The sequence below is a fragment of the Chachezhania antarctica genome, assembly GCF_003646465.1.
Taxonomy (GTDB): domain Bacteria; phylum Pseudomonadota; class Alphaproteobacteria; order Rhodobacterales; family Rhodobacteraceae; genus Chachezhania; species Chachezhania antarctica.
In genome coordinates, this window is record NZ_QZEX01000009.1 from 103567 (window position 1) to 128942 (window position 25376).

The window sequence follows — 25376 nt, forward strand, 5'->3', positions numbered from 1 at the left end:
GCCGGTCCCTGCGTGGCTCCTCCCCCCGCGCGGGGACCATCCCTTTCCTTCCAGCGCTGTCAGACGAATTGAATGACCCAGACCAGCTCCACCCGACTGTCCAGATTGCTTGCCGCGAGTTTCGGCACCGGGCCGCGCCGCACGCTGGACGGATGGCTCGGGCTTGCCGTCAAGGTCTTCGCGATCCTGACGGCGGTCTACACCGTCTATGCCGCGACGATGTCGACATGGGACGTGCTGGCCCGGACCATCGTCTTTTTGTGTCTGATGCTGACACTGCTGTTCGTCGTCGTGGGATCCGGCCCCAATGCGCGGGCCGACAGGCCCAGCGTGGTCGATTACATCCTGTCCGGCTTCGCGCTGTGCTGCCTTGTCTTCTTCACAATCGAGATGGACGCCATCGCCCAACGGATCACGCTGTTCGATCCGATGCCGCCCAGCTACTGGATCTTCGGCTACGGTCTGTTGTTCCTGTCGGTCGAGGCCGCCCGCCGAACGGTCGGCCCGGGTCTGACGACGCTGGTGCTGGTCTTCATGGTCTACAACCTGTGGGGCCATCATTTCGAAGGTCCCCTGCGGCACGGCCTGATCACCTACGAACATTTCCTTGATGTCACCATGTTCACCACCGACGGCGTCTTCGGCGCGCCGGTTCAGGTGACGGCGACCTATGCGTTCCTGTTCGTGATGTTCGGCACGCTGCTGGAAAAGGCCGGCGGCGGTGCGTTCTTCTTCGACATCGCGGCTGCGCTGACGGGGCGTCAGACGGGCGGACCGGCCAAGGTGTCGGTCGTCAGTTCGGGCCTCTTCGGCATGCTTTCGGGAAGCCCCACGGCAGATGTGGTCACCACCGGATCGGTCACCATCCCGGTGATGAAACGTCTGGGCTATTCCCCCACGCTGGCCGGCGCGGTCGAGGTCGCGGCATCGACCGGCGGGTCGATCCTGCCGCCGGTGATGGGCGCCGCCGTCTTCATTATGGCCGAGTTCACGGGCATCCCCTACATCTCGATCGTTTTCGCCGCGACGGCCTCCGCGCTTTTGTACTACGCGACCGTGTTCCTTCAGGTCGACCTGCGGTCGCGGAAGGAAGGCGTGGGCACACTGGACCCGGACACGCTGCCCCGCGCCGGCGCGACACTGCTGAAGGGCTGGACATTCCTTCTGCCGCTCGGCGTGCTGACCGCAGCGCTGGTCATGCATTACAGCCCGACCTACGTGGCGCTTTACGGCACGGCGGCACTGCTGGTCACTTGGCTCCTGCGCTGGCGCACCTTCTCGGTCCGGTCACTGCTGGACGGGATCGCGCAGACGACGCTTTCCATGGTGGCCGTGACCGGTGCCTGTGCCGCGGCCGGACTGGTGATCGGCGGAATCACGATGACCGGGCTGTCCGGCAAGGTGGCCGAGCTTCTGGTGCTGATCGCAGGTTCCAACGCGCTGCTGACGCTGATCTTTGCCGCGATGATGACGATCCTGCTGGGCATGGGCATGCCCACGCCGGCCGCCTATGCGCTGGCGGCGGCGCTGGTCGCACCGACGCTTGTCGCCGACTACGGCTATTCGCTGATGCAGGCGCACATGTTCCTGCTGTATTTCGCCGTCCTGTCGGCCATGACGCCGCCCGTGGCGGTGGCGGCCTACGCGGCGGCTGGTATCGCCGGGGCGAACCCGATCTCCATCGCCGGACAGGCGTGCAAGCTGGCCGTTGCCGCCTTCGTCATGCCCTTCGCCTTCATGTACGCGCCGGGGCTTCTGCTTGAATCCTCGCTGGGCGGCATCGTGCTGGATATCGCGCGGTCCCTGGTCATGGTCGTCGCCCTCGCCGTCGCCGCCGAAGGGTATTGGCGCCGGACGATACCGCTGGCCGGGCGCCTTGCACTGGCTCCGGGCGCGGTTGCCATGATCTCGCCCCAGCCGCTGATCGTGCTGGGCGGAATGGCCCTGCTGGGGATCGGCACGTATATGTCATGGAACACCCCGGCACATGCCGCGGTCACGGCCAAGGACTGATCATGACCGACGCCACCCTGCCGAACGCCCGCCGCTCTGCCTGGATCGGGCAAAGCGTCACCCGCCTCGAAGACCGGCCCCTCGTGGCCGGGCTGGGCCGGTTCGTGGCGGACATGGACCGCCCCCGCCAACTGCATGCCCGGATCGTTCGATCGCCCCATGCGACGGGTCGGATCACCGATATCGACTGTGCCGAAGCCGACGCCATGCCCGGCGTCACCGTCTGGACCGCCGAACGGCTGGGCGAGGTTCCGCGCATTCCCTTCCGCGCGACGAAGATCAGCGGGCTGGAACCCTACGTCCAACCGGTGCTGGCCGTTGAACGCGTCCGCTATGTTGGCGAACCCGTGGCCATTGTCTTCGCCGAAGATCCCTACGTCGCCGAAGACGCCGCCGAAACGATCTTTGTCGATGTCGAGGATGACAATCCCCCGATCCTGGACGCCCGCGCGGCGCCGGGCACGTTCCTGCCGGGTATCAGCACCGAACCCGTCGTGGTCGAAAAGGGCTATGGCGATGTCGAAGCCGCCTTTGCCGCCGCGGCCCATGTCGTTGAGCTGGACCTGGCGACGGGCCGTCATTCCGGCATCCCGATGGAGCCGCGCGGCGCGCTGGCGGAATGGGATGCGGGGCGCGGGCATCTGGATCTGTGGGGCGCCACCAAGCGGCCCCACTGGAACCGCGACCGGCTGGCCGAGATGTTCGGGCTGTCGCCCACCTGCATCGACCTGCACGAACCCCATGTCGGCGGCGGCTTCGGCATTCGTGGTGAGCTTTACCCCGAAGACGTGCTTGTCTGCATGGGCGCAATGCGGCTGCGCCGCCCGGTGAAGTGGGTCGAGGACCGGCGCGAGCACATGATGGCCGCGAACCATTCCCGCGAACAGCAGCACCTGATCCGCGCCGCCGTCGATGCCGATGGCCATATCCTCGCCATCGACGAAACCCTGCACCACGATCAGGGCGCCTATGTCCGGACCCATGGCGCGCGCGTGGCCGACATGTCCATCGGCCTGCTGCTGGGCCCCTACCGCGTGCCCGCCTATGCCGCCCGCGCCCATTTCCGGCTGACAGCCAAGACGCCCGCCGCCACCTACCGCGCGCCGGGACGCTTCGAAGGCTCTTTCGTGCGGGAACGACTGATGGACGCGATTGCCCAACGGCTGGCGATGGACCCGCTGGAACTGCGCCGCCGCAATTTCATCGGCACGTCCGAGATGCCCTATCAGCGCGGCCTGACCGCGCTGGAATCCGAGGTGGTGCTGGACAGCGGCGATTACGACGGTCTGCTGACCAAGGCGCAGGACTTTTGCGGCTGGAACGACATGCAGGCCGAGGCCGCCGCCCGCCGCGCCGCCGGGGAAGCCGTGGGCATCGGGCTGGGCTTCTTCGTCGAGAAGAGCGGGCTGGGGCCGTCGGAACTTGTCCGCGTCACCATCGCCACGGACGGCGAGATCGAGATCGTCACCGGCGCAGCGTCACTGGGGCAAGGCATGGAAACCGCCATCGCCCAGATCGCCGCCGACACGTTGGGCGCCGACTATACCGCCTGCCGCGTGATCCACGGCCAGACCGACCGGATCACCCATGGCTGGGGCGCCCATGCCAGCCGTGTCACGGTGATGACCGGCGAGGCAACCCGCCGCGCCGCCACCGAACTGCACGACCGCGCCCGCGACATGGCTGCCGAGCTTCTGGACGCCCTGCCGACCGACGTGATCCTCGACGGTGGCCGGGCCACGAACACGGCCACCGGCGATCACGTCACCTTGGGCCAGATCGCCGCGGCGCTCGACCCCGTCTCGCCCAGGCGCGGCGACCGGCAGCCCGGCCTCAGCGCCGAGGCGTGGTTTCACAACACCCACATGAACTATCCCTACGGCGCCCATATCGCCATGGTGGCCGTCGATACGGAAACCGGGCGGACGACGGTCGAACGCTATGCGATCAGCTACGATGTGGGCCGGGCGGTGAACCCGGCGATGATCGAAGGCCAGATCTTGGGCGGTCTGGCACAGGGCCTTGGCGGCGCGCTGCTGGAGGAATTCCGCTATGACCAAGACGGACAGCCCTTGTCGGTGACCTTCGCCGATTACCTGATGCCCAGCTCGGCTGAAATGCCCGAGGTCGCGATCCAGATCCTTGAAGACGCGCCCTCGCCCCTGAACCCGCTGGGCCTGAAGGGCTCGGGCGAGGCCGGGGTGACCGCCGCGGGCGCCGCCATTGCCGCGGCCATCGATGACGCGCTGCAACGACCCGGGCTGGTGACACGCCTGCCTGTCACGCCGCAATACCTGCATGCCCGGCTGGCCCAATTCGATGCCGGAGGCGACGCATGAGCCTTGTCGGAACCTCTGTCCCCCGGCAGGAAGATCGCCCGTTTGTCACCGGGCGGGGCCGCTACCTGGACGACATCGCCACCCCCGGCGGCCTGCACGCCGCCTTCTACCGCAGCCCCTACGCCCATGCCGGGATCGGCGCCATCGACCTGTCGGACGCATTGGCCCTGCCCGGCGTGGTCGCGATCTACACTGCAAAGGACATGGCGCAGTTGCTTCCAGGCGGCGACCGGCTTTCGACGGGGTTGCCCTCGTCCTCCATCGCGTTCCCGCTCGACCGTCCGATCCTGCCGGCGGATGAAACCGTCTTCGTGGGCGAACCGCTGGTTCTGGTCGTGGCCCACAGCCGGGCCGAGGCAGAGGATGCGGTCGAGGCCATCGACATGGACCTTGACCCATTGGACGTGGCGCCCGATCTGGCGTCGGCCGTGGCCTATGATGCCGTACCCGCCCACCGCGACAGGCCGCACAACCGACTGGCGCAGTTCGATTTCGATTACGGCGATCACGCCGCCGCCTTCGCGGATGCCGCCCATGTCGTGCTGGGACGGTTCGAGATCGACCGTGGCGGTGCCCATTCGCTGGAAGGCCGCGGCGTGCTGGCTGCGCCGGACTTGATCGACGGGCGATTGTCGGTCTGGTCGTCGACCCAGACGCCCCATGCTCTGAAGAAACACCTCTGCCGCCTCCTGGACATGGCCGAGGACGCCGTCTCTGTCACCGCCCCCGATCTGGGCGGCGGGTTCGGCCCGAAGCTGGTCACCTATCCCGAAGAGATTGCCATCGCCGCCGCCGCCCGCGCACTGGGTCGCCCCGTGCGCTGGGTCGAGGACCGGCGAGAGCATTTCCTGTCGGCCTGTCAGGAACGCGCACAGCTTTGGGATACGGAAATGGCGCTGGATGCGGACGGCCGGATCCTCGGTCTCCGCGGCACGCTACTGCACGATCACGGCGCATGGACTGCCCGGGGGCTGAACGTGCCCTATGCCTCGGGCATGATGCTGCCGCTGATGTACGAGGTGCCGTCCTACCATCTGGACATCACGGTCGCCGTCACCAATCGCGTGCCGGTCACGCCCGTCCGTGGCGCCGGTCAGCCGCAGGCGACCTACGTGATGGAACGCCTTCTGGACGCTGCCGCCAGGGCCACCGGGCTGACGCGTGACGAAATCCGACGGCGCAATCTGGTTGGCCCTGAACGGATGCCCTGCCCGCGGCCCCTGCTGCTGCGGTCCGGTCTGCCGGTCGTCCTAGACAGCGGCGATTATCCGGCCACGCAACAATCCGCGCTCGACGCCTGCGACTGGGCCGGGTTCGACGCCCGCCGTGCCGCGGCGCGGGCAGATGGTAAGCGGCTGGGGATCGGGCTTGCGAACTATGTCGAAGGCACAGGCCGCGGCCCGTACGAGACGGTCACCGTCCGCGTCGCGCGCGACGGGCGGATCAAGGTGAACACCGGCGCGGCCGCCATGGGTCAGGGCGTGGGCACCGTCCTGTCGCAGATCGTGGCGAGCCATCTGGGCTCCGACCCCGCGCGCGTCGACCTGACGCTGGGCGATACCGCGGAACCATATGGCTTCGGCGGCTTCAACAGCCGACAGACGGTGGTCGCCGGTGCCTCGGCCGAAGCCGCGGCGCAGGTGGTGCGAAAGAAGGTGCTGACCGTCGCCGCACATCTGCTCGGCCTCCCCGAAGACAGCCTCGAGATCGACGGCGACCGCGTCACCGTCGCGGGCAGCAATTCGGGCCGGTCCCTGACACTGGCCGAGATCGCGGGCGCCGCCGAAGGGCTGCCGGGCTACCAGCTTCCCGGTATCGACTCGCCCGGCCTGATGGCGACCGAACGCGTGGTGATCGACGGCATGGCCTTCGCCAATGGCTGCCTCGTGGCCGAGGTCGAGGTCGACGCGGAAACCGGCCTTGTCCGCGTTTTGCGGCTGGAGCTGGCGCACGATTGTGGGCAGATGGTGAACCCGGTGATGGTGGACGGCCAGATCATGGGTGGGCTGGCGCACGGTCTGGGCAATGCGCTGTGCGAAAAGATGGTCTTCGACAGCGAAAACCAGCCCCTTACCGGAACCTTTGCCGATTACCTGATGGTCACCTCGGCCGAAATGCCGCCCGTGGGCGTCAGCCATTCGGAAACACCCAGCCCCCTGAATGCCCTGGGCCTGAAGGGCGTGGGCGAAAGCGGCGTCATACCTACCGCCGCGGCCATCGCCAGCGCAGTCGAGGATGCCCTGTCCGACCTGGGCGTGACGATCTCCACCGCCCCCCTGACCCCGGCCGCCCTGCGCGCCGCCATCGTCGCGGCGAAGGAGGCCAGAACATGACCGCCCCGCCCCGTCCCGAGGCCCTGTTGGCCGACATGGTCACCGCCACCCACATCCTTATCGCGGAAGGCGTGCTGGACGTTTTCGGCCACATCGCCGTGCGCGACCCGGACCGCGCGGATGTCTTCTGGCACCCCCGCGCCGTCGCTCCGGCCCGGCTGTGCGCGGAGGATATCCTGCCCTTCAGTTTCGACGGTCAGCCGCTGGTCGCGGCCGATACGCCGCTCTATTCCGAACGGGTGCTGCATTGCGCGCTGCTGGCGGACCCGTCGAAAGGGGCAAGCCTGCACTACCATGCCGCGTCGCTGATGCCCTATTGCATGGGCGGGCGGGCGCTGGTCGCAATCAGCCAGACAGGCGCTTGGATTGGCGAACAGGTGCCGCTGTGGGACAGCCGCACGGCCTTTGGCGACACGCCGATGCTGGTGACCGATCATGCGCAGGCCCAAGACATCGCCACCGCGTTGGGCCCGGGCCACCTAGCCCTGATGCGCGGGCATGGTGCCGTGGTGACGGGCCATGACCTACGCGATCTGACCTTCCGCGCGATCCACGCCGCGCGCGAGGCCGACACCCTGACGAAAGCCGCCGCCCTTGGCCCGGTCACACCCCTGTCGCCGGGCGAGATCGCGCTGGCAGGCTCGTTTTCCCCCGCTGCGGTCGCTCGCGGTTGGGATCACTGGACGGCGCTGCACACCGGCGGCGCGGAAGGACCCGAGACATGAAACCAGCACCCTTCGCCTACTACCGCCCCGCAACGCTGGAGGACGCCGCCGCGCGTCTGGCCGACGGCGCGGACGAAGGCGCGATGATCCTGGCCGGCGGGCAGAGCCTTGTCCCGATGATGGCGCTGCGCGTGGCTTATCCGTCGGAGCTTATTGACCTGAACACGGTACCCGGCCTCGATACCCCGCGGGTGGAGGGCAACACTCTGGTCATTCCCGCCTTGGTCCGCCACGCTACGTTCCACACGCCCGACCCCGCGTTCGGGCCGACGGGCGACCTGATGGCCAGCGTCGTACGCCACATCGCGCATCACCCGATCCGCCAGCGCGGCACCTTCTGCGGCAGCCTTGCCCATGCGGACCCATCGTCGGAATGGGCGCTGACCGCCACAACCCTGGGCGCCGAGCTGGAGCTTTTGTCGGTCCGTGGCACGCGCCGGATTCCCATCGCCGACTGGATCGACGGTGCCATGTCCACCACCCGCGAACCGGACGAGATCCTGACCGCCGCGCATCTGCCGTTGATTCCTCCAGGCAGCCTCTCCGGTTTCTACGAAGTGTCGCGGCGCGCCGGGGATTTCGCGCTTGGCATGGCGCTTGTTGTGCTGGGGATGGACGGTGACCGGATCGGAGAGGCCAGCATCGGGCTGGGCGGAATAGAAGAGATCCCCCGCCGCATCCCTGAAGCCGAAGCCGCCTTGCAGGGCCAACCCGCCACGCCCGAAAGCTTCGCCACAGCCGCGCAGGCGGCCATGGACGCGGTCGACCCGATGTCGGATGCAACCACGCCCGCCAGCTATCGCCGCGATCTGGCCGGCACCGTGATCCGCCGCGCCCTGGCCCAGGCCGCAACCCGCCTGCCCGCGCCCGTTTAGGAGACGACATGACCGACAAAACCGCGATCACCCTGACCGTCAACGGCAGCGACCATCACATCGCCTGCGCCCCCCGCAAGACACTGGCCGATGCGCTGCGCGAGGATTGCGGGCTGACAGGCACGCATCTAGGCTGCGAACACGGCGTCTGCGGTGCCTGCACCATCACCGTGAATGATGCGCCCGTCCGGTCCTGCCTGATGTTCGCCGTGCAGGCAGAAGGCGGCGACATCCGCACCGTCGAAGGGCTGGCCAAGGGCGATGACCTGTCGCCCTTGCAGCAGTTCTTCATCGACGAACACGCCCTGCAATGCGGCTACTGCACGCCCGGTTTCCTGATGCTGATCGAAGGCACCCTGCGCCAGACCCCCGACATCAGCGAAGACGAACTGGACGAGATCCTGTCGTCGAACCTTTGCCGCTGCACCGGTTATCGCAACATCCTCCGCGCCGCCCGGCGCGCGCTGGACCACGCCCGCACCACGACACCGGAGCCCGCCGCATGAGCCTTCTGAAACTCCGCGATCACGGCCGCTACGACTATTCGCCCCTGCCAGACCGGCCCGATTTCACCTGGCCCGATGGCAAGCGGCTTGCCGTGTCGATCTGCAACAATATCGAGGTGTTCAGCTTCTGCGACGGCATGGGCAGCGACAGCGCGCAGGTGGGGGCGCCGCAGACCAGCCGGAACTATGCCTGGCGCGATTACGGCAACCGGGTGGGCCAGTGGTACCTGTTCGACCTGCTGGACGAGATGGCGATGCCTGCCTCGCACAACTTCAACTCGCTCCTCTTCGATACCTGCCCGCAGATCGCCGACCGGATGATCGCCCGCGGTGACGAATTCGTGGGCCATGGCCGCACCAATGGCGAGCGGCAGGATTCGTTGCCGCCGGGCGGGGAGAAGGTGCTGATCGAGGAAGCCTATGCGGCGATCACCGCCTATACCGGCACCTCGCCCGCCGGCTGGTTGGGGCCCTACCTTGCCCAGACGCACGAAACGCTCGACTTGCTGCGCGAAACGGGCTTTTCCTATGTTCTGGACTGGCCCGCCGACGATCAGCCATTCTGGATGCGCACGCGGACCTCGCCCATCCTGTCGGTTCCATATTCGATCGAGGTGAACGACAGCCCGGTCATGATCTTTCGACAGCAGGGCTCGGAATCGTTCGAACGGATGATGATCGACCAGTTCGACGAGATGCTGCTGCAAAGCGCCAGGTATCCGCTGTGCTACACCATCGTGCTGCACCCGTTCGTCATCGGCCATCCCTACCGCCTGCGCGCGCTGCGCCGGGCGCTGACCCATATCGCATCGCACCGTGACGATATCTGGGTCACCACGCCCGGAGGGGTCGCGCAGCATTACGCCGGGATCTTCCCGCCCGAAGCCGCATGACGAAGCCCTGGGATGCCTTCATCACCGACCGCGACCGCAAGGTCTTTGCCGACGCAGGCTACGGCGTACGCGGCCGCTTCCCGGACCGGCCGGCGCTGTTGCTGATCGATTTCATCGTCGCCAATGCCGACCTGCCGGGTTTCGACACCGCGCTGGAACAGGCCGCGACATTGGCCCAAACCGTCCGCGCGGCCGGCCTTCCCGTGATCCATCTGGCAGGCGCAGCCCGGCCCGACGGATGGGACCGGCCCGGCACGGACGGTCAGGCCACCATTGCCGACCCCGTGGCCGAGACGGACCTGATCACCCCGCCCCAGCCCACGGACATCGTCGTCCGCCGACAGGCACCGTCCGGGTTCTTCGACACCGACCTGATGGGTTTGCTGAACCTTCTGGGCGCCGATGGCGTGGTGCTGGCCGGTGGCCAGACGGCTGGCGCCCTGCGCGCCACCTGCATCGATGCCTTTTCGCTGAACCTGCGCGTCACCATCGCCGCCGATGCCTGTTTCGACGCGTTCGAGGCCAGCCATGCGCTGGCGCTCTGCGATCTGGACGCGAAGTACGCCGATCCGCTGGAAACTTTCGAGATCGCCTCGTGGCTGGCCAGCCTGCCCGCCGGTCTTTTCGCTCTGCCGAACGGGGCGCCCGACAGGCGCCTGCCCCTCATGCCCGGAGCGACCTCATGATCTGGGATCCGTACCTGTCGAAAGCGGACCGCGCGCGGGTCGAAAGAACCGGCCTGATCGGTCCCGAAGGCCTGGGGTCGAAACCGGCGCTGATGATCATCGACGTTTCTTGGGGCTTTGCAGGGGACCAGCCCGGCGAAGACATCTTCGACGCGATCCGCCGCTGGCCCAATGCCTGCGGGGCGGAGAGCTGGGAGGCGATCGACCGGATCGCGGAACTCGCCACGACCGCCCGCAGTCTTGGCGTGCCGGTGATCTACTCGACCGGCCGCGCGCGCGCCGATGCATGGGACATCGGATCTTGGGCCTGGAAGAACAACCGGACGGCGGAACAGATCCCGGCCACGCCGCACAACCTGGATGCCAACCAGATCGTGGCACCTCTGACGCCGCACATGCAGGACATCACCGTTTACAAGCGCAAGCCGTCGGCCTTCTTCGGTGCGCCGACCGCCACCCATCTGCGCCGCCTTGGCTGCGACAGCGTGCTGATGACGGGCACCACCACATCGGGCTGCGTCCGGGCCAGCGCCGTGGATGCGGTATCGCACGGTTTCAAGGTTGCGGCGGTTGCGGATGGCTGTTTCGACCGGTCGCAATCGAGCCATGCCATCGCCCTGTTCGATATCGCGATGCGCTATGGCTCTGTCATCGACACAGTGCAGGCGGTTTCCCATCTGAGGGAACTTCCGGACCCGTCCAGCGCCACGCTGCCAGAGTCGTCTTCAAGCCTCTGACGTCGGGTTTCCACTCCTTCCGGATCGACACCTATCAGCCGGTGCGCCCGGCCTTGGCGCCCGCATCATTTACGAGCGCCGTAAAGCGATAGAAGCCGTGCGCCATCTTGGAATAGGGCGTAAGCAGGAAGAACGTCAGCACCGCCCCAAGATGCACTGCCAGCAGCGGGCCGGTCAGCGCAGTACCGCGCGCCGCGTAAAGCAGCAGACCGGATAGGCCGACAAAGCCCAGAAGCCAGATGAAGGCAGCCGATCCGCCCTCCCGTCCTGTGGCGCCAAGCGCGGGGTCGGCCTTGCGCTTCAGCATCACCATGCCGACGCAGCCCAGCACCAGCAGCAGCCCGCCCGGCACGCCCAGCAGTTTCGGCAGCGTCCAGAAGTCGTAAGGGGCCGGGCTGCCGAAGACATAATGCAGGACGGTGCCCGAACCGGTCGATGCGAAACACAGAAGGAACCCCCACATGATCGCCTGGTGCACGTGGCGGCGGCCGCTGGTGTAGCGTTCTTCCTTCTCGAAGTTGCAGCCCTGCCCCTGCCCGCCGTCGAGGTTCTTCATCCGTCCGGCCGAAAGGGCCGCCGCGCGCAGGTCGGCCAGCCGGACCGCGCCGCCGCCGACTTCGCGCCAGTAGGTGCGCAGTGACATGGCGATGGACACCAGCGGAAACAGGAAGGCAGGTAGGAAGATCGCCACCATCGCGCCGTGGCCAAGATACGCGTAGAAGCCCTGCCCCCCGGCCGGAATGGCCGCGATGGCCAGGAACATCAGCGCAAAGCCAGCGACCAGCGCGCCCGCCATCGCGGCGGCGCTGCGCTGGAAGATACGTGCCAGCCCGCCGGGCCAGGCGAGGCGTTCCCAGCTGTCGGCCCGAGCATCGGCCAGCGCGCGCGGCAGGTTCAGCGCGAATTCATGCGGTTCGGTATATTGGCAGGCGTAGTAGCATCCCCGGCAATTGTGACACAGGTTGGCCAGCTGGGTAATGTCGCCATCCGCGAACACCTTGTTGCGGTTGATCGCCGGGAAAACCGAACAGAAGCCTTCGCAATAGCGGCAGGCATTGCAGATCTCGACCTGGCGGCGGGCTTCCTCCATCGGGTCCTGCGAGATCGCGCCGGGGTCGGTCTGAAGGGAAACGTCAAGCGACATGGGCGGCGGCCTCCTGTCCTGCGATGCGTCCGAAGACGGTGCCGATGGTCATGCCGAAGCCGGCAAGATAGCCTTGGCCAAGGATCGATCCCGCCATCATCTCTCCGGCACTCCAGATATTGTCATACAGGCCCTCGGGCCCCGCCGCGCGGGCGGTGTTGTCGACCTTCAGGCCCAGGTAGGTGAAGGTCACGCCAGGGCGCAGGCTGTAGCCATAGAAAGGTGGTTCGCTGATGGGCCGGGCCCAGTTCGTCTTGGCAGGCTCCACCCCGTCGGTCGCCAGCCCGTCCAGCTTCTGCGGGTGGAAATCCCCCGGCCGGCACCCGGCATTGAACGCGGCGATGGTTGCCTTCAGCTTATCGGGCGGCAGGTCCAGCTTCCCGGCCAGTTCCTCGATCGTGTCGGCCGATATCGGCGGGTAGACCGACGGCATGAACAGGTCGATGGACCGGCTGTCGATGATGGAATATCCCACCTGACCGGGCTGTGCCGCCACCAGACGGCCCCAGATCGCGTAGCGCTTGGGCCAGACGTCCTCGCCTTCGTCGTAGAACCTGCAGCCATCGCGGTTCACCACGATGGAGAACGGCACGCAATCCAGCCGGGTCACGATGCCGCCATCGAATTTCGGCGCGCGGCCATCGATGGCCACGGCATGGCACTGGGTCGGGTCGCCCACGCTTTGTGCGCCTTGATCCAGCATGTCCTTCATGACGACTCCGCGATTGTAGGGCGTGCCGCGGATCAGGAAGTTGCGCGCGGATTCCCCCCATGCGCGGGCCAGCCAGTCGATATCAGCCTGGAACCCGCCCGAGGCGAGCACCACAGCACGGGCCTGCATCCGGTACCGTGTTTCGCCGATTTCCACCTCGACATGGGTGGCGCGGTTGTCTTCGATCCCGATATGGCGGACCTGCGCGTCGTAAGACACCGTGACGCCCAGATCCTGCGCTGTCAGGTAATAGGCATTGACCAATGCCTTGCCGCCACCAAGGAAGAACGCATTCGTCCGGTCCAGCGACAGAGTGCCCGCCAGCGATGGCTGAAACCGCACGCCATGGGCCTGCATCCACGGCAAACAGTCCTCCGAGGTACTGATGCACATCCGCGCCAGCGCCTCGTCGGTTTCGCCCTTGGTGACGCGCAGGAGATCGTCGAAGAACTCCTCCTCGTCATAGGTTTCGACAAGCGGCCCCAGGGACCCGTGGTGCATGCAGCGAAAATTGCGGGTGTGGCGGGAATTGCCGCCGCGATAGGCCTTGGGCGCGCCTTCCAGGATCAGCACGCGGGCGCCGGTCTCGGCCGCCTCGATCGCGGCGCAAAGGGCTGCATTGCCGCCGCCCACGACCACCACGTCCCAGACCTGATGCGCCAGCGTGGCGGGATCTGTCATGCCTGTTCTCCGTCATCGTCGCGGCGCAGCATTCGAAGCCGTTCGGACTGCGCGCCTTCCATGTGCCGCCGCATCGCTGCCTCGGCCGTCGCTTCATCGCGGGCGGCAAGGGCCGCGATGATCTCGTCATGCTCCGCCACCGCCTCGCGCGCCCGGTCGGGTGACTCGAGGCTCGTGGGTCCAAGGATCATCATCGTGGTGTCGACCGAGCCCATGGATTTCAGCAGGAACCGGTTCCGCGAAGCGTGCAGCAGGCTTTGGTGAAACTGCCGGTTCAGCCGGGCCAGCGCCTGCGGATCACCTTCCGATACGCCCATCTGCGCGTTGATATCCCGCAGATCGCGGATCTCCACCTCTGATGCCGCGCGCGCTGCCAGTCGCGCCGCGGTCGATTCAAGAACCGCGCGCATCTCGTAAAGCTCCATGATCTCGGAATAATCCAGCTTCCGGACAACCGCCCCGGCCCGCGCCTGGTGATCGACCAGACCTTCGGATTCCAGCCGGCGGATCGCTTCGCGCACCGGCGTGCGGCTGACCGACAAGCGTTCCGCAATCTCGGTTTCCGTCAGGCGCGCGCCCGGCCGCAATCGGCCCGAGCGGATTTCATCGCGCAGGCGATCATAGGCCGTTTCGCCCTGAAGCGGGCGGGTTTCCTCGTAGGCAGCGATGCTCAGCTTCGACTTCGTCTTCATGCATCCGGTTGTATCCAGCTGGATACACTGCGGTCAAGGGCGCCGATTCCTCCGACGCTTCGGCTAACCCCGACGAACCCCGATCCTTTTGCGCCGGGCTGGCCATGATCTGCCGGGCTGCCATCGCTTCGCTGGCTTCGGTGGCCAGGGACGCGGCGGCATCGATGATGGCCTGGTTGTCCTGACCGTCGATCAATACCTGCCGCGACCAGAAGAACCGTCCAATTGGCTCCTCGGTCATGCGGGCCAGAGCGATGTATTCGCCGTTGATGGCGGTCACCCGGATAACGAACCGCGCGTCGGGGGCTACGATCGTGGGCTGCAGCGTCCCGTCCAGCGCCCGGACATCGGCGCGAAAGTGGCTGGTCGCCGTCCAGGTAAGCTGCGCGCTGATCGCGTCGGTCAGGAAGAGTTCCACCTTGTCAGGCGATGTGAGGGACGCCGTGTCGAAATAGAGGATGGGAACATCGCCAACGACAGGTCCTGGTTCCGCGGCGGACACGGGTCCGGTGTCGGACAGCCTGTCCGGCTTTGCGCCGTCCGGCGCCACCGGCTCCGGACCGAAACGTTCGGCCCTGTCGTTCGGCGAAGCCCGTTCCTGCCGCAGCCAGTCCTCGAACTCCTCCGATGCGATATCAGTCCCTTCGAGAAACTCCCGCCCGGCGCGCAGGCGCCGCAGGGCGTCGTCGGGGTCATCTATCAGGTCGATCGATACCCTGTCCGACCGCAACCAAACGTCGGTGCGATTCGCGCGCAGAATGTCCTTCTCGTCGCCAAGCTGGCGCCGGATGGGCGATAACGCCTGCCGGAGGCTGCCAGAAGCCTGATCGGAGCTGCGATCGGACCAGAGCAGTGACTCCAGCCACCGTCGTGCAACCGTCGATGCGGTTGCGCCGTTTGTATCGGCGCGTGTCGTATTTCACTTTCGTCGTGCGCTGCTTTCGACCCGGAATGGAGGGGCGTATCCCTTTGTCTTTCGACGCGTCTCGGAACCAGTCGGCGTCATAGCCGCGATTTCCGAGCAGCCAGCCGACCTTGGGTAGGCTGCTCAGTAGCGCCCGCGCACCAGTGTAGTCGCTGACCTGCCCAGCGGTGACGAACAGACTGAGCGGTCGCCCTCGGCTGTCGCAGATGGCATGCAGTTTGGTATTTATGCCGCCCTTGGTTCGCCAGATCAGGCGACCGCGCCCCCCTTTTTCGCGGCCAGGCTGGTCGCGGTGCGGTGTGCCTTCAGGTAGGTCGCGTCGATCATCACGGTCTTTTCCTCTCCGTGTTTGGCAGCGAGGCCGACCATCATCTGGGCGAAAATGCCTTTCTCGCTCCAAGGCTTCTTCGGAATCCACCGTGCTCGGCCCGTTCTACATTTCCGGAACGCCCGAGCGCAAGATGGCTGCCAATATCTGCCTCGACCAGAAGGGCGAAGACATGCTGGTCCGTGGGCGCATCACGGATACGCAGGGCAATCCGGTGAAGGGCGCGGTCATCGACGTCTGGCAGGCCAATGACGATGGTTTCTACGACGTCCAGCAGAAGGGCATTCAACCCGATTTCAACCTGCGCGGCGTGTTCCGCACGGGCGAAGACGGCACTAACTGGTTCCGCGCCGTGAAGAACCGAATTTCGCAGCATTCACCCCGGTATCATATCGCGGGCCACCATCGCGATGGAGGATCATCCCGGGACCCGAGCCGTGACTGGCGATGGCCCATCGATACCGACAGTCACATGGTGTTCGGTAGCCAGAGCGTGATGATCGGAAACAGGATGATCAGCGCCAGCCGGACGAAATCGGCGCACAGGAAGGGTACGATACCCCGGAAGATCGTCGATAGCGGAATGTCCCTGCGGACTCCGTGCATGACGAACACGTTGATCCCGATCGGCGGGGTAATCATGCCGATCTCGATCACCACGATCATGACGATGCCCCACCAGATCGGATCGTAGCCCAGGCCTTCGGTCACCAGCGGGAACACGAAGGGCAAGGTGATGACCATCGCGGCGATGGAATCGAAGACCGCGCCAAGGACGATGTACATCAGCGCAAGGATCGCGATCACACCCAGCGGCGCCAGGTTGAGCGCCACGACCGCATCGACCAGTTCGGAGGGCATATGCGTCAGGGTGACGAAGTTCGAAAAGATATGGGCCCCGATCAGGATGACATAGAGCAGCCCGACACTGTGGGCCGTTTCGGCCACGATACGGCGGGCGTCCGTGAAGGTCAGCTTGCCCCGCGCCCAGGTGAACAGGAACGTCACCAGCACCCCCGCGGCCGCGGCTTCCGTCACCGTGAAGATACCGCCATAAAGCCCCAAGGTCATGATCGCGATGACGATCAGGATCCCCCAGGTCGACAGCGCGACCCGCCCGGCGGTCGCCCAGCTGGCCCGCGGGCCCGCTGGCCCCAGCGACGGATTGCGCTTGACCACGAGGTAGATCGCCAGCGCGTAGATCAGGATCGTCAGCAACCCGGGCAGTATGCCTGCGATGAACAGCTCGACCACGAATTGCTCGGTCAGGAACGCGTAGATGAGCATGATCGACGACGGCGGGATCAGGGACCCCAGCGTGCCGCCCGCGGCGATGCTGCCGGCGCTAAGGCTTTGGGCATAGTTGCGCCGCTCCATCTCCGGCAGGGCGATGCGCGCCATCGTGGCCGTCGTCGCGATGGACGACCCGCAGGCCGCACCGAAACCGCCGCAGCCCGCGACCGTCGCGATGGCAAGCCCGCCCTTGCGGTGCCCGATCAGCGCATTGGCCAGCCGGTACAGATCCCCCGCCAGCCCCGAAGCCCCGGCGAAGGACCCCATCAGCAGGAACATCGGGATGATGATCAGCTCGGGGCTGGCAATCGCGCCGGCCGTTTCGGTTCCGAACATCGAGATCGCCGCGAAAAGGTTTCCCGTCAGGACATAGAACCCGACGACCCCGGCAAGCGCCATCGCGATGCCGATGGGCACGTGGAAGGCAATGAGAAGAAGCATGCCGGCAAAGCCCAGCAGGCCGATCGTGATCGGATCCATCGTGTCCCCTTACCGCGCCTCTTCAAGTTCTGGATGCTCGTCGGCAAGCGGCTTGCCTGCACGCATGTTCGATACCGTCTCGGCTACGACAAGCAGCTGGATCGGAACGCAGGCGACGATCAGAAGGCTGGTCAGAAACCAAGACGGCCAGGCCGGCAGGTGCAGAAGCCACGTCACCTGCCCGTGGTCGTACATGTTCCAGGCATAGGCGCTGACCTGCCAGGCGATGCCCGTGACCACGCACAGAACCGCAAGCTGGCCGAACAGTTCCACCCCCTGCCCCATCCGCGATGGCAGCGCGCGGCCAAGGAACCGGATCGTGATGTTCTGCCGCGCGGCCAGCGCGACCGGAAGGCACGAGGCCACGATGGGGGGCGTCACGATCTCGATCAGGTCGCTCAGGCCGTAGATTGGGTCGCTGAACACGGCGCGCATGATCACGTCGGCCATCGTCGCCACGGATAGGATCATCAAACCGACAAGCCCCACCCCCGCCGCCAGTTCGCTTCGGTTAAGCCAGTTCTTGATGAACCCGGTGAAATCCATGGCATGCCTTTCGCGATGATCCCCCGCGTCGGGACGCAATCCGTCGCGGGGCACGGTCGCGTGTTGGGATCAGAGCCCGGACCGGACCTTGTCGATGGCCGCGGTCGCTTCTTCGTACAGGTTGACGCCATCCTCGTTCGGCTTGTTCCAGTCCTCGCGCGTCGGCGCGAGAATATCGCGGGCTTCCGCGATCTGGGCCTCGGTCCATTCGTGCACCGTGTGTTCGGGGTCTGCCATGATCTTGGCTTTCGCCTCGGCCTGCTGGTTGTCCAGCCCCTCGCCCAGCACGCGGGTGAACCATTCACCCGAATACATGTCGAAGGCTTCCTTGGCCTTCGGCGGCAGCGCGTCATAGGTGTCGCGACGCATCGGGAAGATCACGGCGACCGAGCCCAGGGACAGATCCCACAGGTGATGATAGGCGGCATCCGCGATGCGGAAATTGTAGACATTGCCCGGCGCCATCATCGCGCCGTCCAGCAACCCGCGCGAAATGCTTTCGGCGATTTGCGGCGCGGGGACGTTGCCCACCGGCGTGGCGCCCAGCAGGTCGGCCATCCGGGTCTGGATCGGCCCGGCGACGCGCAGACGCTTGCCCTCCAGATCGTCGAGCGAGGTGATCGGATCGGTCAAATCCAGTCCGTAGGGGCCGGTCATGATGATGCCCACAAGGACCAGGTCATCGAAATCCGAAACGATGCCCTTTTCATACATCTCGTAGGCGGCAAGCGCCGCTTCGACATTGGTTTCGGCCAGAAACGGCAGTTCGAAGACCGACAGTTCGGGGAAACGGCCCGGGGTGTAGGCCACGACGACCTCGGCAATGTCCACGACGCCGTTTTCCACCATCGCAAGCTGCTGCACCGGGCTTTTGCCAAGTGTACCGCCCGGGTAGTGTTCGATCTTCAGCGTGCCGTCGGACGCGGCCTCGACCGCTTCGATGAACGCCGGGACGCTGATCTTGTTGTTGGCGCTCATCGGGGAGAACGCGCTTGCGAACCGCAGGGTCGTCTGCTCCTGAGCCACCGATGGCACCGCAGCCCCGATTGCCAGAACCGCCGCGCAGGAGAATTCCTTCAAGGTCTTCATCATCGTCATGTATCCCTGTGCATCTGATCGTCTTGCGGCGCCGGCACGCCTTCTGTTCGAGGCTTCCTCCGGGACCGAGCAAGTTCCTTTGACAAGTCTATGCAGGTATATACAATTCCGGCAACGACAAACTTTAGGCAACGTGGGAACGATGTGATGAACACCGAAACGAGAAAGTCACAGACCCCGAAAAGCCTTCAAATCAAGGAGTTTATCGTAAGCGAGATAGAGTCCGGCACCTTGAAACCCGGTGACAAGGTGCCGTCCGAGACGCAGCTGGCGGAACGGTTCTCTGCCTCGCGGATGACCGTGAATCGCGCGGTGAAGGAACTGACGGTCGAACGCCGGGTCAAACGCGTGCAGGGCCTGGGCACCTTCGTGGCGGATCAGAAGCCGCTAGCCCCGCTGATCGAGATCCGCAGCATCAGCCAGGAAATCGCGCTGCGCGGCGGGCAGCATTCCTGTGTGCCCATCAGCGCGTCCGAGGAGATCGTGTCGGACGAGGATGCCGACCGTCTGGGCCTGCCGCCGCGGTCGCGCGTGTTCCGGTTGCGGGCGGTCCACAAGTGCGACGGCACGCCGATCCAGTACGAAGACCGCCTTGTGAACCCCGCCTTCTCGCCGGATTTCCTGGAGCAGGATTTCTGCAGTGCCACCGCCTCGGACTACCTGCTGAAACACGTCACCTTCACCGAGGTCGAACACAAGGTCGACGCGATGCGGCCCACCGAAGACATGGCAAGGCTGCTGGAGATCGGGACCGACGATCCCTGCCTGCGCCTTGTGCGCCGGACATGGTCCGGCGACCGCGTGATCACCTATGTCCAGCTTGTTCATCCCGGTGATCTCTACCGGCTGGGCGGGCGCTTCCAGGGCCCCGGCATCGCCCGCGAGATCGCCTGACGATGATCGCCTGCACTCGCATGTACAACGCGACGCCCGCCGTGGCGGACGCATGGCGCGCTCTGATCGAACGCGTGTCCGCGAACGCCGGGGTCCCGCTGGACGTGATCGACTATCCCGCCCCTGCCCCGCTGGCCGACCTCTGGGACCGGCCGGACATGGGGGCCGTGTTCATGTGCGGCTGGCCCTTCCAGAAACGCCGCCCCGGCCCGCAGATCGTCGCCGCGCCGGTCCCCACGGATCCCGATTGCACGGGCCCGACCTATTGCACCGACATGGTCGTCCGGGCCGACGCGCCGTTCCGGACGATCGAGGACACGTTCGGAGGCCGCATCGCCTGGACCGACCGGGGATCACAGTCGGGCTTCAACGCCCCAAGGCACTTCCTGATGCGCTACCGCGACGGGGACGCGCCGCTTTACAAGGCCAATGTCGGACCGCTGATAACCCCTCGCGCGTCGCTGGGTGCGGTGCTGGACGGCACCGCGGATGTCGCGCCGCTGGACAGTTACTTCCACCTTCTTCTGCAACGCCACGACCCCGAAACCGCATCGCGGCTGCGCGTGATCGCGCGCACCGAATGCACGCCTGCACCCGTGCTTGTCGCCGCGGCCGAAATCGACCCCGGTATCGTGGGCGCGCTGGGAGACGCGTTCGAAGCGGTCACCGCGGACCCGACATTCGCATCGGTGCTCCATGATCTGTGCCTGCGCGGGTTCAGCCGTATCGACGATCCGTCGATCTATGCCATCACCGATGCATGGGATGCCGAGGCGCGGGCCGCAGGCTACGACCTGCCCGGCTGACGGCCTGTCAGGGGCCGCCGCGGCAACAGCAGGCGGCATCGACGGGCACATCCGTGCGCGCCGCGGCAATGGTCAGCTTCTGCCTGACCATCGCAAGCTCGCCCGCCGCCCCGCGCTGGTCCAGGCATTCGACCAACCCGCGCAGCGCCCAGACGTTGTCGGGATGTTGCGTGCAGCGGGCGACCTCGTCATTCAGGCCCAGATCGGCGCGGTAGACCTGCTCTGCCTCGGCAAAATGGCCCTGCTCGGCCAGCAATGCGCCCAGGGCGTGGCGCGGCGGGTGCATCCAGGCCCATGGCTCCGTGTAGGTCAGCGCATCGTCGCGTGCCACGGCCCGGCGCAGCGCGGCAAAGGCGTGATCGTAGTTGCGCTTGCGGTATTCCAACTCCCCCTCCAGCATCGCTTCGCCCACGGCGAGCATGTCGACGATCGGGTTGCTCAGGAAGATTGCATCGGACGGGATCGCTGCCATCGCACCGTTCAGCCGGCGCTGCGCGGCTTCGGCCTGGGGGATGTTGCCCAGGGCGGAATGCGCCACGCCCTGCCCGTAGGCGTGCATCGCCGCGCGGATCGGCATCAGGGCCGGGTCGGGCGGCGGCGGGTCCTGCACAAGGTCGGTCCAGCGGCCGAAACGCACCAGCACATGGGTCCGCATTGCGGAATAACCATCCAGGATCGCGGCCATGAAGGGAAAGCTGCCCGCGATCAGGTCCGGCGTGGCGATGCCGCGGATCCGGTCGGCCGCGTATATCGCGCCGCCGTAGTGCCCCAGCATCATGGCCGCGAACATGTAGAGGTGCAGGTCATGACACCGCGCCGTGGTGTAGAAATTCTCGGCCCCGCGCCGGTCCACATACCGGTCATCCGCCGCCACGGCGCGTTGGCAGAGCGCCACAGACTGCGCGTAGTCACCGCACTGCACGTAGATATGCGCGGGCATGTGGTGCAGGTGCCCCTCGTCACAGGCCAGATCGCGCAGCGCGTCCGCCGACCGAAGGGCGTCTTCCGGCGTCGGCGACATCTCCATCGCGTGGATATGCATGTGCAGGATGCCCGGATGAACCGTGCCGCCCGGCGCGAACATGGCCTGCAACGCGCGGCCCAGGACCTCGACACATTCAAGGATGTCCGAGCCCGGCATCGGCGTTCCGGTGTGGATGTCCCACAGTTTCCGGGGCGTGCGCGTCACCCCCGCCTCGACGAATAGCGCTGCGATGTCCAGATCGTCGGGATGCGCGCGACAGGCCCGGCGCATGGCGTCGGTATAGTCGTCGTGCCAGTGGTTCAGCTGGTCATGCGACGTGGCGTCGGGCCGGGGATAGCGGCACAGGATCGCGTCGATCAGCGCCTTTTCCGCCGGGCTGGCTCCTGCGCTCAGCGCCACGGCCCTTTGCGCAGCATCGTGGCACACTGGCAGGGTCGCTTCGATCTCGGGCGTGGAAAAGCGGATCCACGGCCGGTTGTAGAACGGGCCGTTGGCGTAGGCGATGCCCCACCACGCCATCGCGCAGTCCGGATCGTGCGTCAGCGCTTCGCGGAAGCAGAACACGGCCTCTTCGTGGTTGTAGGCGAAGGTCCAGCATAGGCCGCGGTCGAGCCATGTCTGCGCGGTGGCGGACGATGTGGTGACCGGTCTCGTCCAGCCGTAAAGTCTGAAATACCCGTCCGCCGTCATCGCCCTGCCCGCCCTACTTGAAGCGCAGTCTCTGTCCGATGCCCATCTTCGCCGCCTTCGCCACCATCGCCGCACCAAGGGCGACATCGGTGCTGGCCAGCCCGCGATGCCAGAACAGGATCGTTTCGTCGTCGGATTCTCGCCCGGGCTTCAGCCCGGCCGCGACCTCGCCCATCTCGGCATAAAGCGTGTCTTCGGTCAGCTTGCCCTCGTCCACATGACGGCGCAGCGCGCCATAGGGGCGGCCCGGTCCGCACTGGCCCCAATCATCGACCAGGATCTTGTCCATGATGTCGGTCAGATCGAATTCCAGCGCGCTCATCGTGCCGTAGGGGACGACATAGGCCCCTTTCTTCACCCACTCGGTCTTGAACATCGGCATGGGCTCCGGCAGGCGTGTCGCTTCGACCATGATGTCGGCGCCCTCCAGGCAATCCTGCCAGTTGTCGGTCACGATGACGGGCTTGCCCAAGTCCTGCTCAAGCCGCTGGCCGAAGGCATCGCGGCTTTCGGGGCGGCGGGAGTGAATCCGGATCTCGTCGAAATCGAACAGATGGTCCAGCAGACGGATGTTCCAGTACGACGTGCCGCGGGTGCCGACATGACCCAGGATCTTGCTGTCCTTGCGCGCAAGGTATTTCGCGCCCACCGCCGTCACCGCGCCGGTGCGCATTTCCGTGATCGCCGTCGCATCGATGATCGCCTTCGGGACCCCGTTTTCGGGATCGAACAGGTTCAGGACAGCCAGTTCTGACGGCAGCCCCTGCTTGTAATTGTCGACGAAGTCGCCAACGACCTTCACTCCCGCAACGCCCAGCGGTTTCACGTAGCCCCGAAGCACGTTGAAATGCCCCTTGTCCGAGGATTCGGGCACAAGGTGGACGCGCGGTTCGATCACCGTTTCCCCCCGCCCCTGTGCGGCCAGGCAGGTTTCCACGGCATCGAGAATTTCGTCATTGCTGAGCGCCAGCGCCTCGACATCGGGCGCGTTCAGATAGTCGATCCAGATTTCATCCATGTCGTGTTGCCCTTCGCTGCGGCGCGGCCACATCAAGGGAGGCCGGCTGATTGTGCCTGTTGATCCGGCAATGCTATCGTCTATACTGTTATATACAAGTTTAAATATCCAGGCTCCGGACAGGCAGGCACGGTGCGGCGCTCTCGTCTGACCTGCGCTGGCGACATCGGGCAGCCGGCCTTTTCGGGTTCATGTATCGCCACACCCGGCCCTTTGCGGAAAGTCATCGCGTGTCAGAACGTCCCCCCGTCCTCCTTGGCGACACGAAACCTGCGGTGGCCGATATTGCCGCCATCGCCCGCGGCCGCGTCCCTGTTGAACTGACGGCCGGGATGGAACGACGGCTGGAGGCTGCGCGCGCGGTGGTCGAGCAGCAGCTTGCCGCAAACGTGCCCGTCTATGGCCTGACGACCGGGCTGGGCGCCGGGGTCGACACACGCCTCGGCCTTGCGGATGTTACGGCCTTTCAACAACGCGTCCCGCAAGCCCGTGCCGTCAGTGTGGGCGCGCCGGTCCCGGTTGAAACCGTCCGGGCGATCATGGCGGCCCGGCTCTCCGGCTTTGCCGGTGGCGCCTCGGGCATCTCTCCGGGCGTGGCCGTGACACTGGTCCAGGCGCTAAACGCGGGCGTCCACCCGGTTGTTCACAGCCTCGGGTCCATCGGCGAAGCGGATCTGGCGCAGATGTCGGATGTCACCCGCGGGTTAATGGGCCATGGCGAAGCCGAGTTCGGGGGCGAGATCCTTCCGGCCGCCGATGCCCTGTCGCGCGCCGGTGTGACGCCGTTGGTGTTGGGCCCGCGCGACGGGCACGCGATGGTGTCGGCCAACGCCTTCTCGATCGCGCTGGCCTGCCTTGCACTGGACGATCTGGACCGGCTGATCGACTGGTCTTTCAGCGGCACGGCGCTTGCCTTCGAAGCGTTCCGCGCGGCGACCGGCGTGCTGGATCCAAGGGTGCTGTCCCTGCGACCTGCCTTCGGCCAGGAGGAAGCAGGAGCCCGCCTGATGCAGCTGTTCGCAGGCAGCGCCTTGCTGCACGAGGGCGCAGCCCGGCGTCTGCAGGACCCGCTCAGCTATCGCTGCGCACCGCAGATCTGGGGCGCCCTTCTCCATGGGCGAGAGGAAGCCGCAGAGGCGACCGGAATCGAACTGTGCGGCCCCGGCGACAACCCGGTGGTCCTGATCGAAGAAGGTTTGCTGGTTCACAACGGCAATTTCGACACGACTGCGCTGGCCCTGTCATGGGAACGGCTGGGCATGGCCATGGTGCAATGCGCCTCGGCCGTCACGCACCGCTGCATGCAGATCATGTCGCCCGGCATCTCGGATCTGCCGCGCTTCCTGTCGCCCATGGGCAGCAGCCGCAACGGGTTTGCCACAGTGCAGAAGACGCTCGCCGCGCTGGAAGCCGAGATCCGGCATCTGGCCACCCCGATGGCCTTTCCCCCGATCCCTGTGGCGGACGGTATCGAGGATCACGCCTCGCTGGCACCCGGTGTACTGGCCAAGACGGCGACCATCATCGACCGCTTCCGCCTTCTTGTCGCGATCGAGATGATCGTGTCTGCACAGGCCGTAGAACTGCGCGGCGTGGCCCACACGCTTGGCGCCGGCACGGCCCGTGCCTATGCGTGGGTCCGCAACTGCGTGCCACCGCTGACCGAGGATCGCGCCCAAGGCGCCGACTTCTCCGCAATGGCCGAACTGTTGCGCGAGGAATCGCCGGCAACCACTTTGCTGGTCACCGATTGAGCGGCCTCCCCCAGACCAACCCGGGCATATGCAGGTCTCAGCGTCTTCAGCGCTCCCTTGAACAATTGAAGAACATTGCTACAGCCCCTTGGGACGTAAAAAGTCTACTTTGAAGAGTGAGGGCTTTCTTCGGCTTCATTTGAAGTCAGCGCCATATGAAGTTCTTGCCGCCGTAACCGCCCTCGCCCCAGGCCTTTGGGGATCTCCGGTACGCTTGCACAGA

21 protein-coding genes and 2 pseudogenes are annotated in these 25376 nt (G+C 66.1%); 13 read left to right on the forward strand and 10 right to left on the reverse strand.

Features of this window, described 5'->3' with window-relative positions:
- The first annotated feature begins 72 nt into the window (after positions 1-72).
- From D4754_RS17370 to D4754_RS17410, 9 genes are read left to right on the forward strand one after another with little or no spacing between them, the layout of a single operon-like run.
- The gene (locus D4754_RS17370; protein ID WP_121066204.1) at positions 73-2013 is read left to right on the forward strand and encodes a TRAP transporter permease; all 1941 of its coding nucleotides are present in this window, start codon (positions 73-75) and stop codon (positions 2011-2013) included.
- Between the two features lie 2 nt (positions 2014-2015).
- Positions 2016-4352 (forward strand): xanthine dehydrogenase family protein molybdopterin-binding subunit, encoded by a 2337-nt coding sequence (locus tag D4754_RS17375; RefSeq protein WP_121066206.1) that lies wholly within the window; start codon positions 2016-2018, stop codon positions 4350-4352.
- On the forward strand, positions 4349-6685 hold the full coding sequence (locus D4754_RS17380) for a xanthine dehydrogenase family protein molybdopterin-binding subunit (protein WP_121066209.1): 2337 nt from the start codon (positions 4349-4351) through the stop codon (positions 6683-6685). The genes D4754_RS17375 and D4754_RS17380 overlap by 4 nt, the downstream gene beginning before the upstream one ends.
- Complete coding sequence (locus D4754_RS17385; RefSeq protein ID WP_121066212.1) at positions 6682-7410, forward strand: class II aldolase/adducin family protein; 729 nt, start codon at positions 6682-6684, stop codon at positions 7408-7410. The genes D4754_RS17380 and D4754_RS17385 overlap by 4 nt, the downstream gene beginning before the upstream one ends.
- On the forward strand, positions 7407-8285 hold the full coding sequence (locus D4754_RS17390) for an FAD binding domain-containing protein (protein ID WP_121066215.1): 879 nt from the start codon (positions 7407-7409) through the stop codon (positions 8283-8285). The genes D4754_RS17385 and D4754_RS17390 overlap by 4 nt, the downstream gene beginning before the upstream one ends.
- 8 nt (positions 8286-8293) lie before the next feature.
- Positions 8294-8791, forward strand: a complete 498-nt coding sequence (locus D4754_RS17395; RefSeq protein ID WP_121066218.1) for a (2Fe-2S)-binding protein — start codon at positions 8294-8296, stop codon at positions 8789-8791.
- The gene (locus D4754_RS17400) at positions 8788-9684 is read left to right on the forward strand and encodes a polysaccharide deacetylase family protein (protein ID WP_121066221.1); all 897 of its coding nucleotides are present in this window, start codon (positions 8788-8790) and stop codon (positions 9682-9684) included. The genes D4754_RS17395 and D4754_RS17400 overlap by 4 nt, the downstream gene beginning before the upstream one ends.
- Complete coding sequence (locus D4754_RS17405; protein ID WP_121066224.1) at positions 9681-10370, forward strand: isochorismatase family protein; 690 nt, start codon at positions 9681-9683, stop codon at positions 10368-10370. Before D4754_RS17400 ends, D4754_RS17405 begins: the two co-directional genes overlap by 4 nt.
- A complete protein-coding gene (locus D4754_RS17410) occupies positions 10367-11107 on the forward strand; it encodes an isochorismatase family protein (RefSeq protein ID WP_121066226.1) in 741 nt (246 codons plus the stop codon). The genes D4754_RS17405 and D4754_RS17410 overlap by 4 nt, the downstream gene beginning before the upstream one ends.
- Positions 11108-11141: 34 nt before the next feature.
- Here D4754_RS17410 and tcuB read toward each other — a convergent pair whose 3' ends face one another.
- The 5 genes and pseudogenes from tcuB to D4754_RS17435 form a co-directional block, all read right to left on the reverse strand.
- Positions 11142-12251, reverse strand: a complete 1110-nt coding sequence (gene tcuB, locus D4754_RS17415; protein WP_121066229.1) for a tricarballylate utilization 4Fe-4S protein TcuB — start codon at positions 12249-12251, stop codon at positions 11142-11144.
- A complete protein-coding gene (gene tcuA, locus D4754_RS17420; RefSeq protein WP_121066232.1) occupies positions 12241-13644 on the reverse strand; it encodes an FAD-dependent tricarballylate dehydrogenase TcuA in 1404 nt (467 codons plus the stop codon). The genes tcuB and tcuA overlap by 11 nt, the downstream gene beginning before the upstream one ends.
- Entirely contained in the window at positions 13641-14336 is a 696-nt protein-coding gene (locus D4754_RS17425; protein WP_121066235.1) for a GntR family transcriptional regulator, read from the reverse strand. The genes tcuA and D4754_RS17425 overlap by 4 nt, the downstream gene beginning before the upstream one ends.
- A complete protein-coding gene (locus tag D4754_RS17430) occupies positions 14263-15066 on the reverse strand; it encodes a hypothetical protein (protein WP_121066238.1) in 804 nt (267 codons plus the stop codon). The genes D4754_RS17425 and D4754_RS17430 overlap by 74 nt, the downstream gene beginning before the upstream one ends.
- Positions 15067-15214: 148 nt before the next feature.
- Positions 15215-15666, reverse strand: a pseudogene (locus tag D4754_RS17435) (IS5 family transposase); the annotation flags it as partial.
- Between the two features lie 56 nt (positions 15667-15722).
- On the opposite strand from D4754_RS17435, the pseudogene D4754_RS17440 reads away from it, so the two are divergent.
- A pseudogene (locus D4754_RS17440) lies at positions 15723-15887 on the forward strand (dioxygenase family protein); the annotation flags it as partial.
- Between the two features lie 170 nt (positions 15888-16057).
- On the opposite strand, the gene D4754_RS17445 reads toward D4754_RS17440, so the two are convergent.
- From D4754_RS17445 to D4754_RS17455, 3 genes are all read right to left on the reverse strand, one after another.
- Positions 16058-17362, reverse strand: coding sequence for a TRAP transporter large permease (locus tag D4754_RS17445; protein ID WP_121066241.1), 1305 nt, complete (start codon positions 17360-17362; stop codon positions 16058-16060).
- Between the two features lie 9 nt (positions 17363-17371).
- The gene (locus D4754_RS17450) at positions 17372-17908 is read right to left on the reverse strand and encodes a TRAP transporter small permease (RefSeq protein WP_121066244.1); all 537 of its coding nucleotides are present in this window, start codon (positions 17906-17908) and stop codon (positions 17372-17374) included.
- A gap of 69 nt (positions 17909-17977) precedes the next feature.
- Complete coding sequence (locus tag D4754_RS17455; protein WP_121066247.1) at positions 17978-19006, reverse strand: TRAP transporter substrate-binding protein; 1029 nt, start codon at positions 19004-19006, stop codon at positions 17978-17980.
- Between the two features lie 147 nt (positions 19007-19153).
- Between D4754_RS17455 and D4754_RS17460 the strand changes: the two genes are divergently transcribed.
- Together D4754_RS17460 and D4754_RS17465 are read left to right on the forward strand one after the other, a co-directional pair.
- Positions 19154-19900 (forward strand): UTRA domain-containing protein, encoded by a 747-nt coding sequence (locus D4754_RS17460; protein WP_163025959.1) that lies wholly within the window; start codon positions 19154-19156, stop codon positions 19898-19900.
- 20 nt (positions 19901-19920) lie between these two features.
- Positions 19921-20706 (forward strand): phosphate/phosphite/phosphonate ABC transporter substrate-binding protein, encoded by a 786-nt coding sequence (locus tag D4754_RS17465; protein ID WP_205589658.1) that lies wholly within the window; start codon positions 19921-19923, stop codon positions 20704-20706.
- A gap of 7 nt (positions 20707-20713) precedes the next feature.
- On the opposite strand, the gene D4754_RS17470 is transcribed toward D4754_RS17465, so the two are convergent.
- Together D4754_RS17470 and D4754_RS17475 are read right to left on the reverse strand one after the other, a co-directional pair.
- Entirely contained in the window at positions 20714-22381 is a 1668-nt protein-coding gene (locus D4754_RS17470; RefSeq protein ID WP_121066256.1) for a tetratricopeptide repeat protein, read from the reverse strand.
- A 13-nt stretch (positions 22382-22394) separates the two neighbouring features.
- Positions 22395-23399, reverse strand: a complete 1005-nt coding sequence (locus D4754_RS17475) for an ornithine cyclodeaminase family protein (RefSeq protein ID WP_121066423.1) — start codon at positions 23397-23399, stop codon at positions 22395-22397.
- 230 nt (positions 23400-23629) lie between these two features.
- Between D4754_RS17475 and D4754_RS17480 the strand changes: the two genes are divergently transcribed.
- Complete coding sequence (locus D4754_RS17480; protein ID WP_205589659.1) at positions 23630-25153, forward strand: HAL/PAL/TAL family ammonia-lyase; 1524 nt, start codon at positions 23630-23632, stop codon at positions 25151-25153.
- Positions 25154-25376 lie beyond the last annotated feature (223 nt).

Excerpts from the sequence above, each read along its gene's own strand:
- D4754_RS17370 (WP_121066204.1), top strand. The coding sequence starts at position 73 with ATGACCCAGACCAGCTCCACCCGACTGTCCAGATTGCTTGCCGCGAGT.
- D4754_RS17375 (WP_121066206.1), top strand. The coding sequence starts at position 2,016 with ATGACCGACGCCACCCTGCCGAACGCCCGCCGCTCTGCCTGGATCGGG.
- D4754_RS17380 (WP_121066209.1), top strand. The coding sequence starts at position 4,349 with ATGAGCCTTGTCGGAACCTCTGTCCCCCGGCAGGAAGATCGCCCGTTT.
- D4754_RS17385 (WP_121066212.1), top strand. The coding sequence starts at position 6,682 with ATGACCGCCCCGCCCCGTCCCGAGGCCCTGTTGGCCGACATGGTCACC.
- D4754_RS17390 (WP_121066215.1), top strand. The coding sequence starts at position 7,407 with ATGAAACCAGCACCCTTCGCCTACTACCGCCCCGCAACGCTGGAGGAC.
- D4754_RS17395 (WP_121066218.1), top strand. The coding sequence starts at position 8,294 with ATGACCGACAAAACCGCGATCACCCTGACCGTCAACGGCAGCGACCAT.
- D4754_RS17400 (WP_121066221.1), top strand. The coding sequence starts at position 8,788 with ATGAGCCTTCTGAAACTCCGCGATCACGGCCGCTACGACTATTCGCCC.
- D4754_RS17405 (WP_121066224.1), top strand. The coding sequence starts at position 9,681 with ATGACGAAGCCCTGGGATGCCTTCATCACCGACCGCGACCGCAAGGTC.
- D4754_RS17410 (WP_121066226.1), top strand. The coding sequence starts at position 10,367 with ATGATCTGGGATCCGTACCTGTCGAAAGCGGACCGCGCGCGGGTCGAA.
- tcuB (WP_121066229.1), bottom strand. The coding sequence starts at position 12,251 with ATGTCGCTTGACGTTTCCCTTCAGACCGACCCCGGCGCGATCTCGCAG.
- tcuA (WP_121066232.1), bottom strand. The coding sequence starts at position 13,644 with ATGACAGATCCCGCCACGCTGGCGCATCAGGTCTGGGACGTGGTGGTC.
- D4754_RS17425 (WP_121066235.1), bottom strand. The coding sequence starts at position 14,336 with ATGAAGACGAAGTCGAAGCTGAGCATCGCTGCCTACGAGGAAACCCGC.
- D4754_RS17445 (WP_121066241.1), bottom strand. The coding sequence starts at position 17,362 with ATGGATCCGATCACGATCGGCCTGCTGGGCTTTGCCGGCATGCTTCTT.
- D4754_RS17450 (WP_121066244.1), bottom strand. The coding sequence starts at position 17,908 with ATGGATTTCACCGGGTTCATCAAGAACTGGCTTAACCGAAGCGAACTG.
- D4754_RS17455 (WP_121066247.1), bottom strand. The coding sequence starts at position 19,006 with ATGACGATGATGAAGACCTTGAAGGAATTCTCCTGCGCGGCGGTTCTG.
- D4754_RS17460 (WP_163025959.1), top strand. The coding sequence starts at position 19,154 with ATGAACACCGAAACGAGAAAGTCACAGACCCCGAAAAGCCTTCAAATC.
- D4754_RS17465 (WP_205589658.1), top strand. The coding sequence starts at position 19,921 with ATGTACAACGCGACGCCCGCCGTGGCGGACGCATGGCGCGCTCTGATC.
- D4754_RS17470 (WP_121066256.1), bottom strand. The coding sequence starts at position 22,381 with ATGACGGCGGACGGGTATTTCAGACTTTACGGCTGGACGAGACCGGTC.
- D4754_RS17475 (WP_121066423.1), bottom strand. The coding sequence starts at position 23,399 with ATGGATGAAATCTGGATCGACTATCTGAACGCGCCCGATGTCGAGGCG.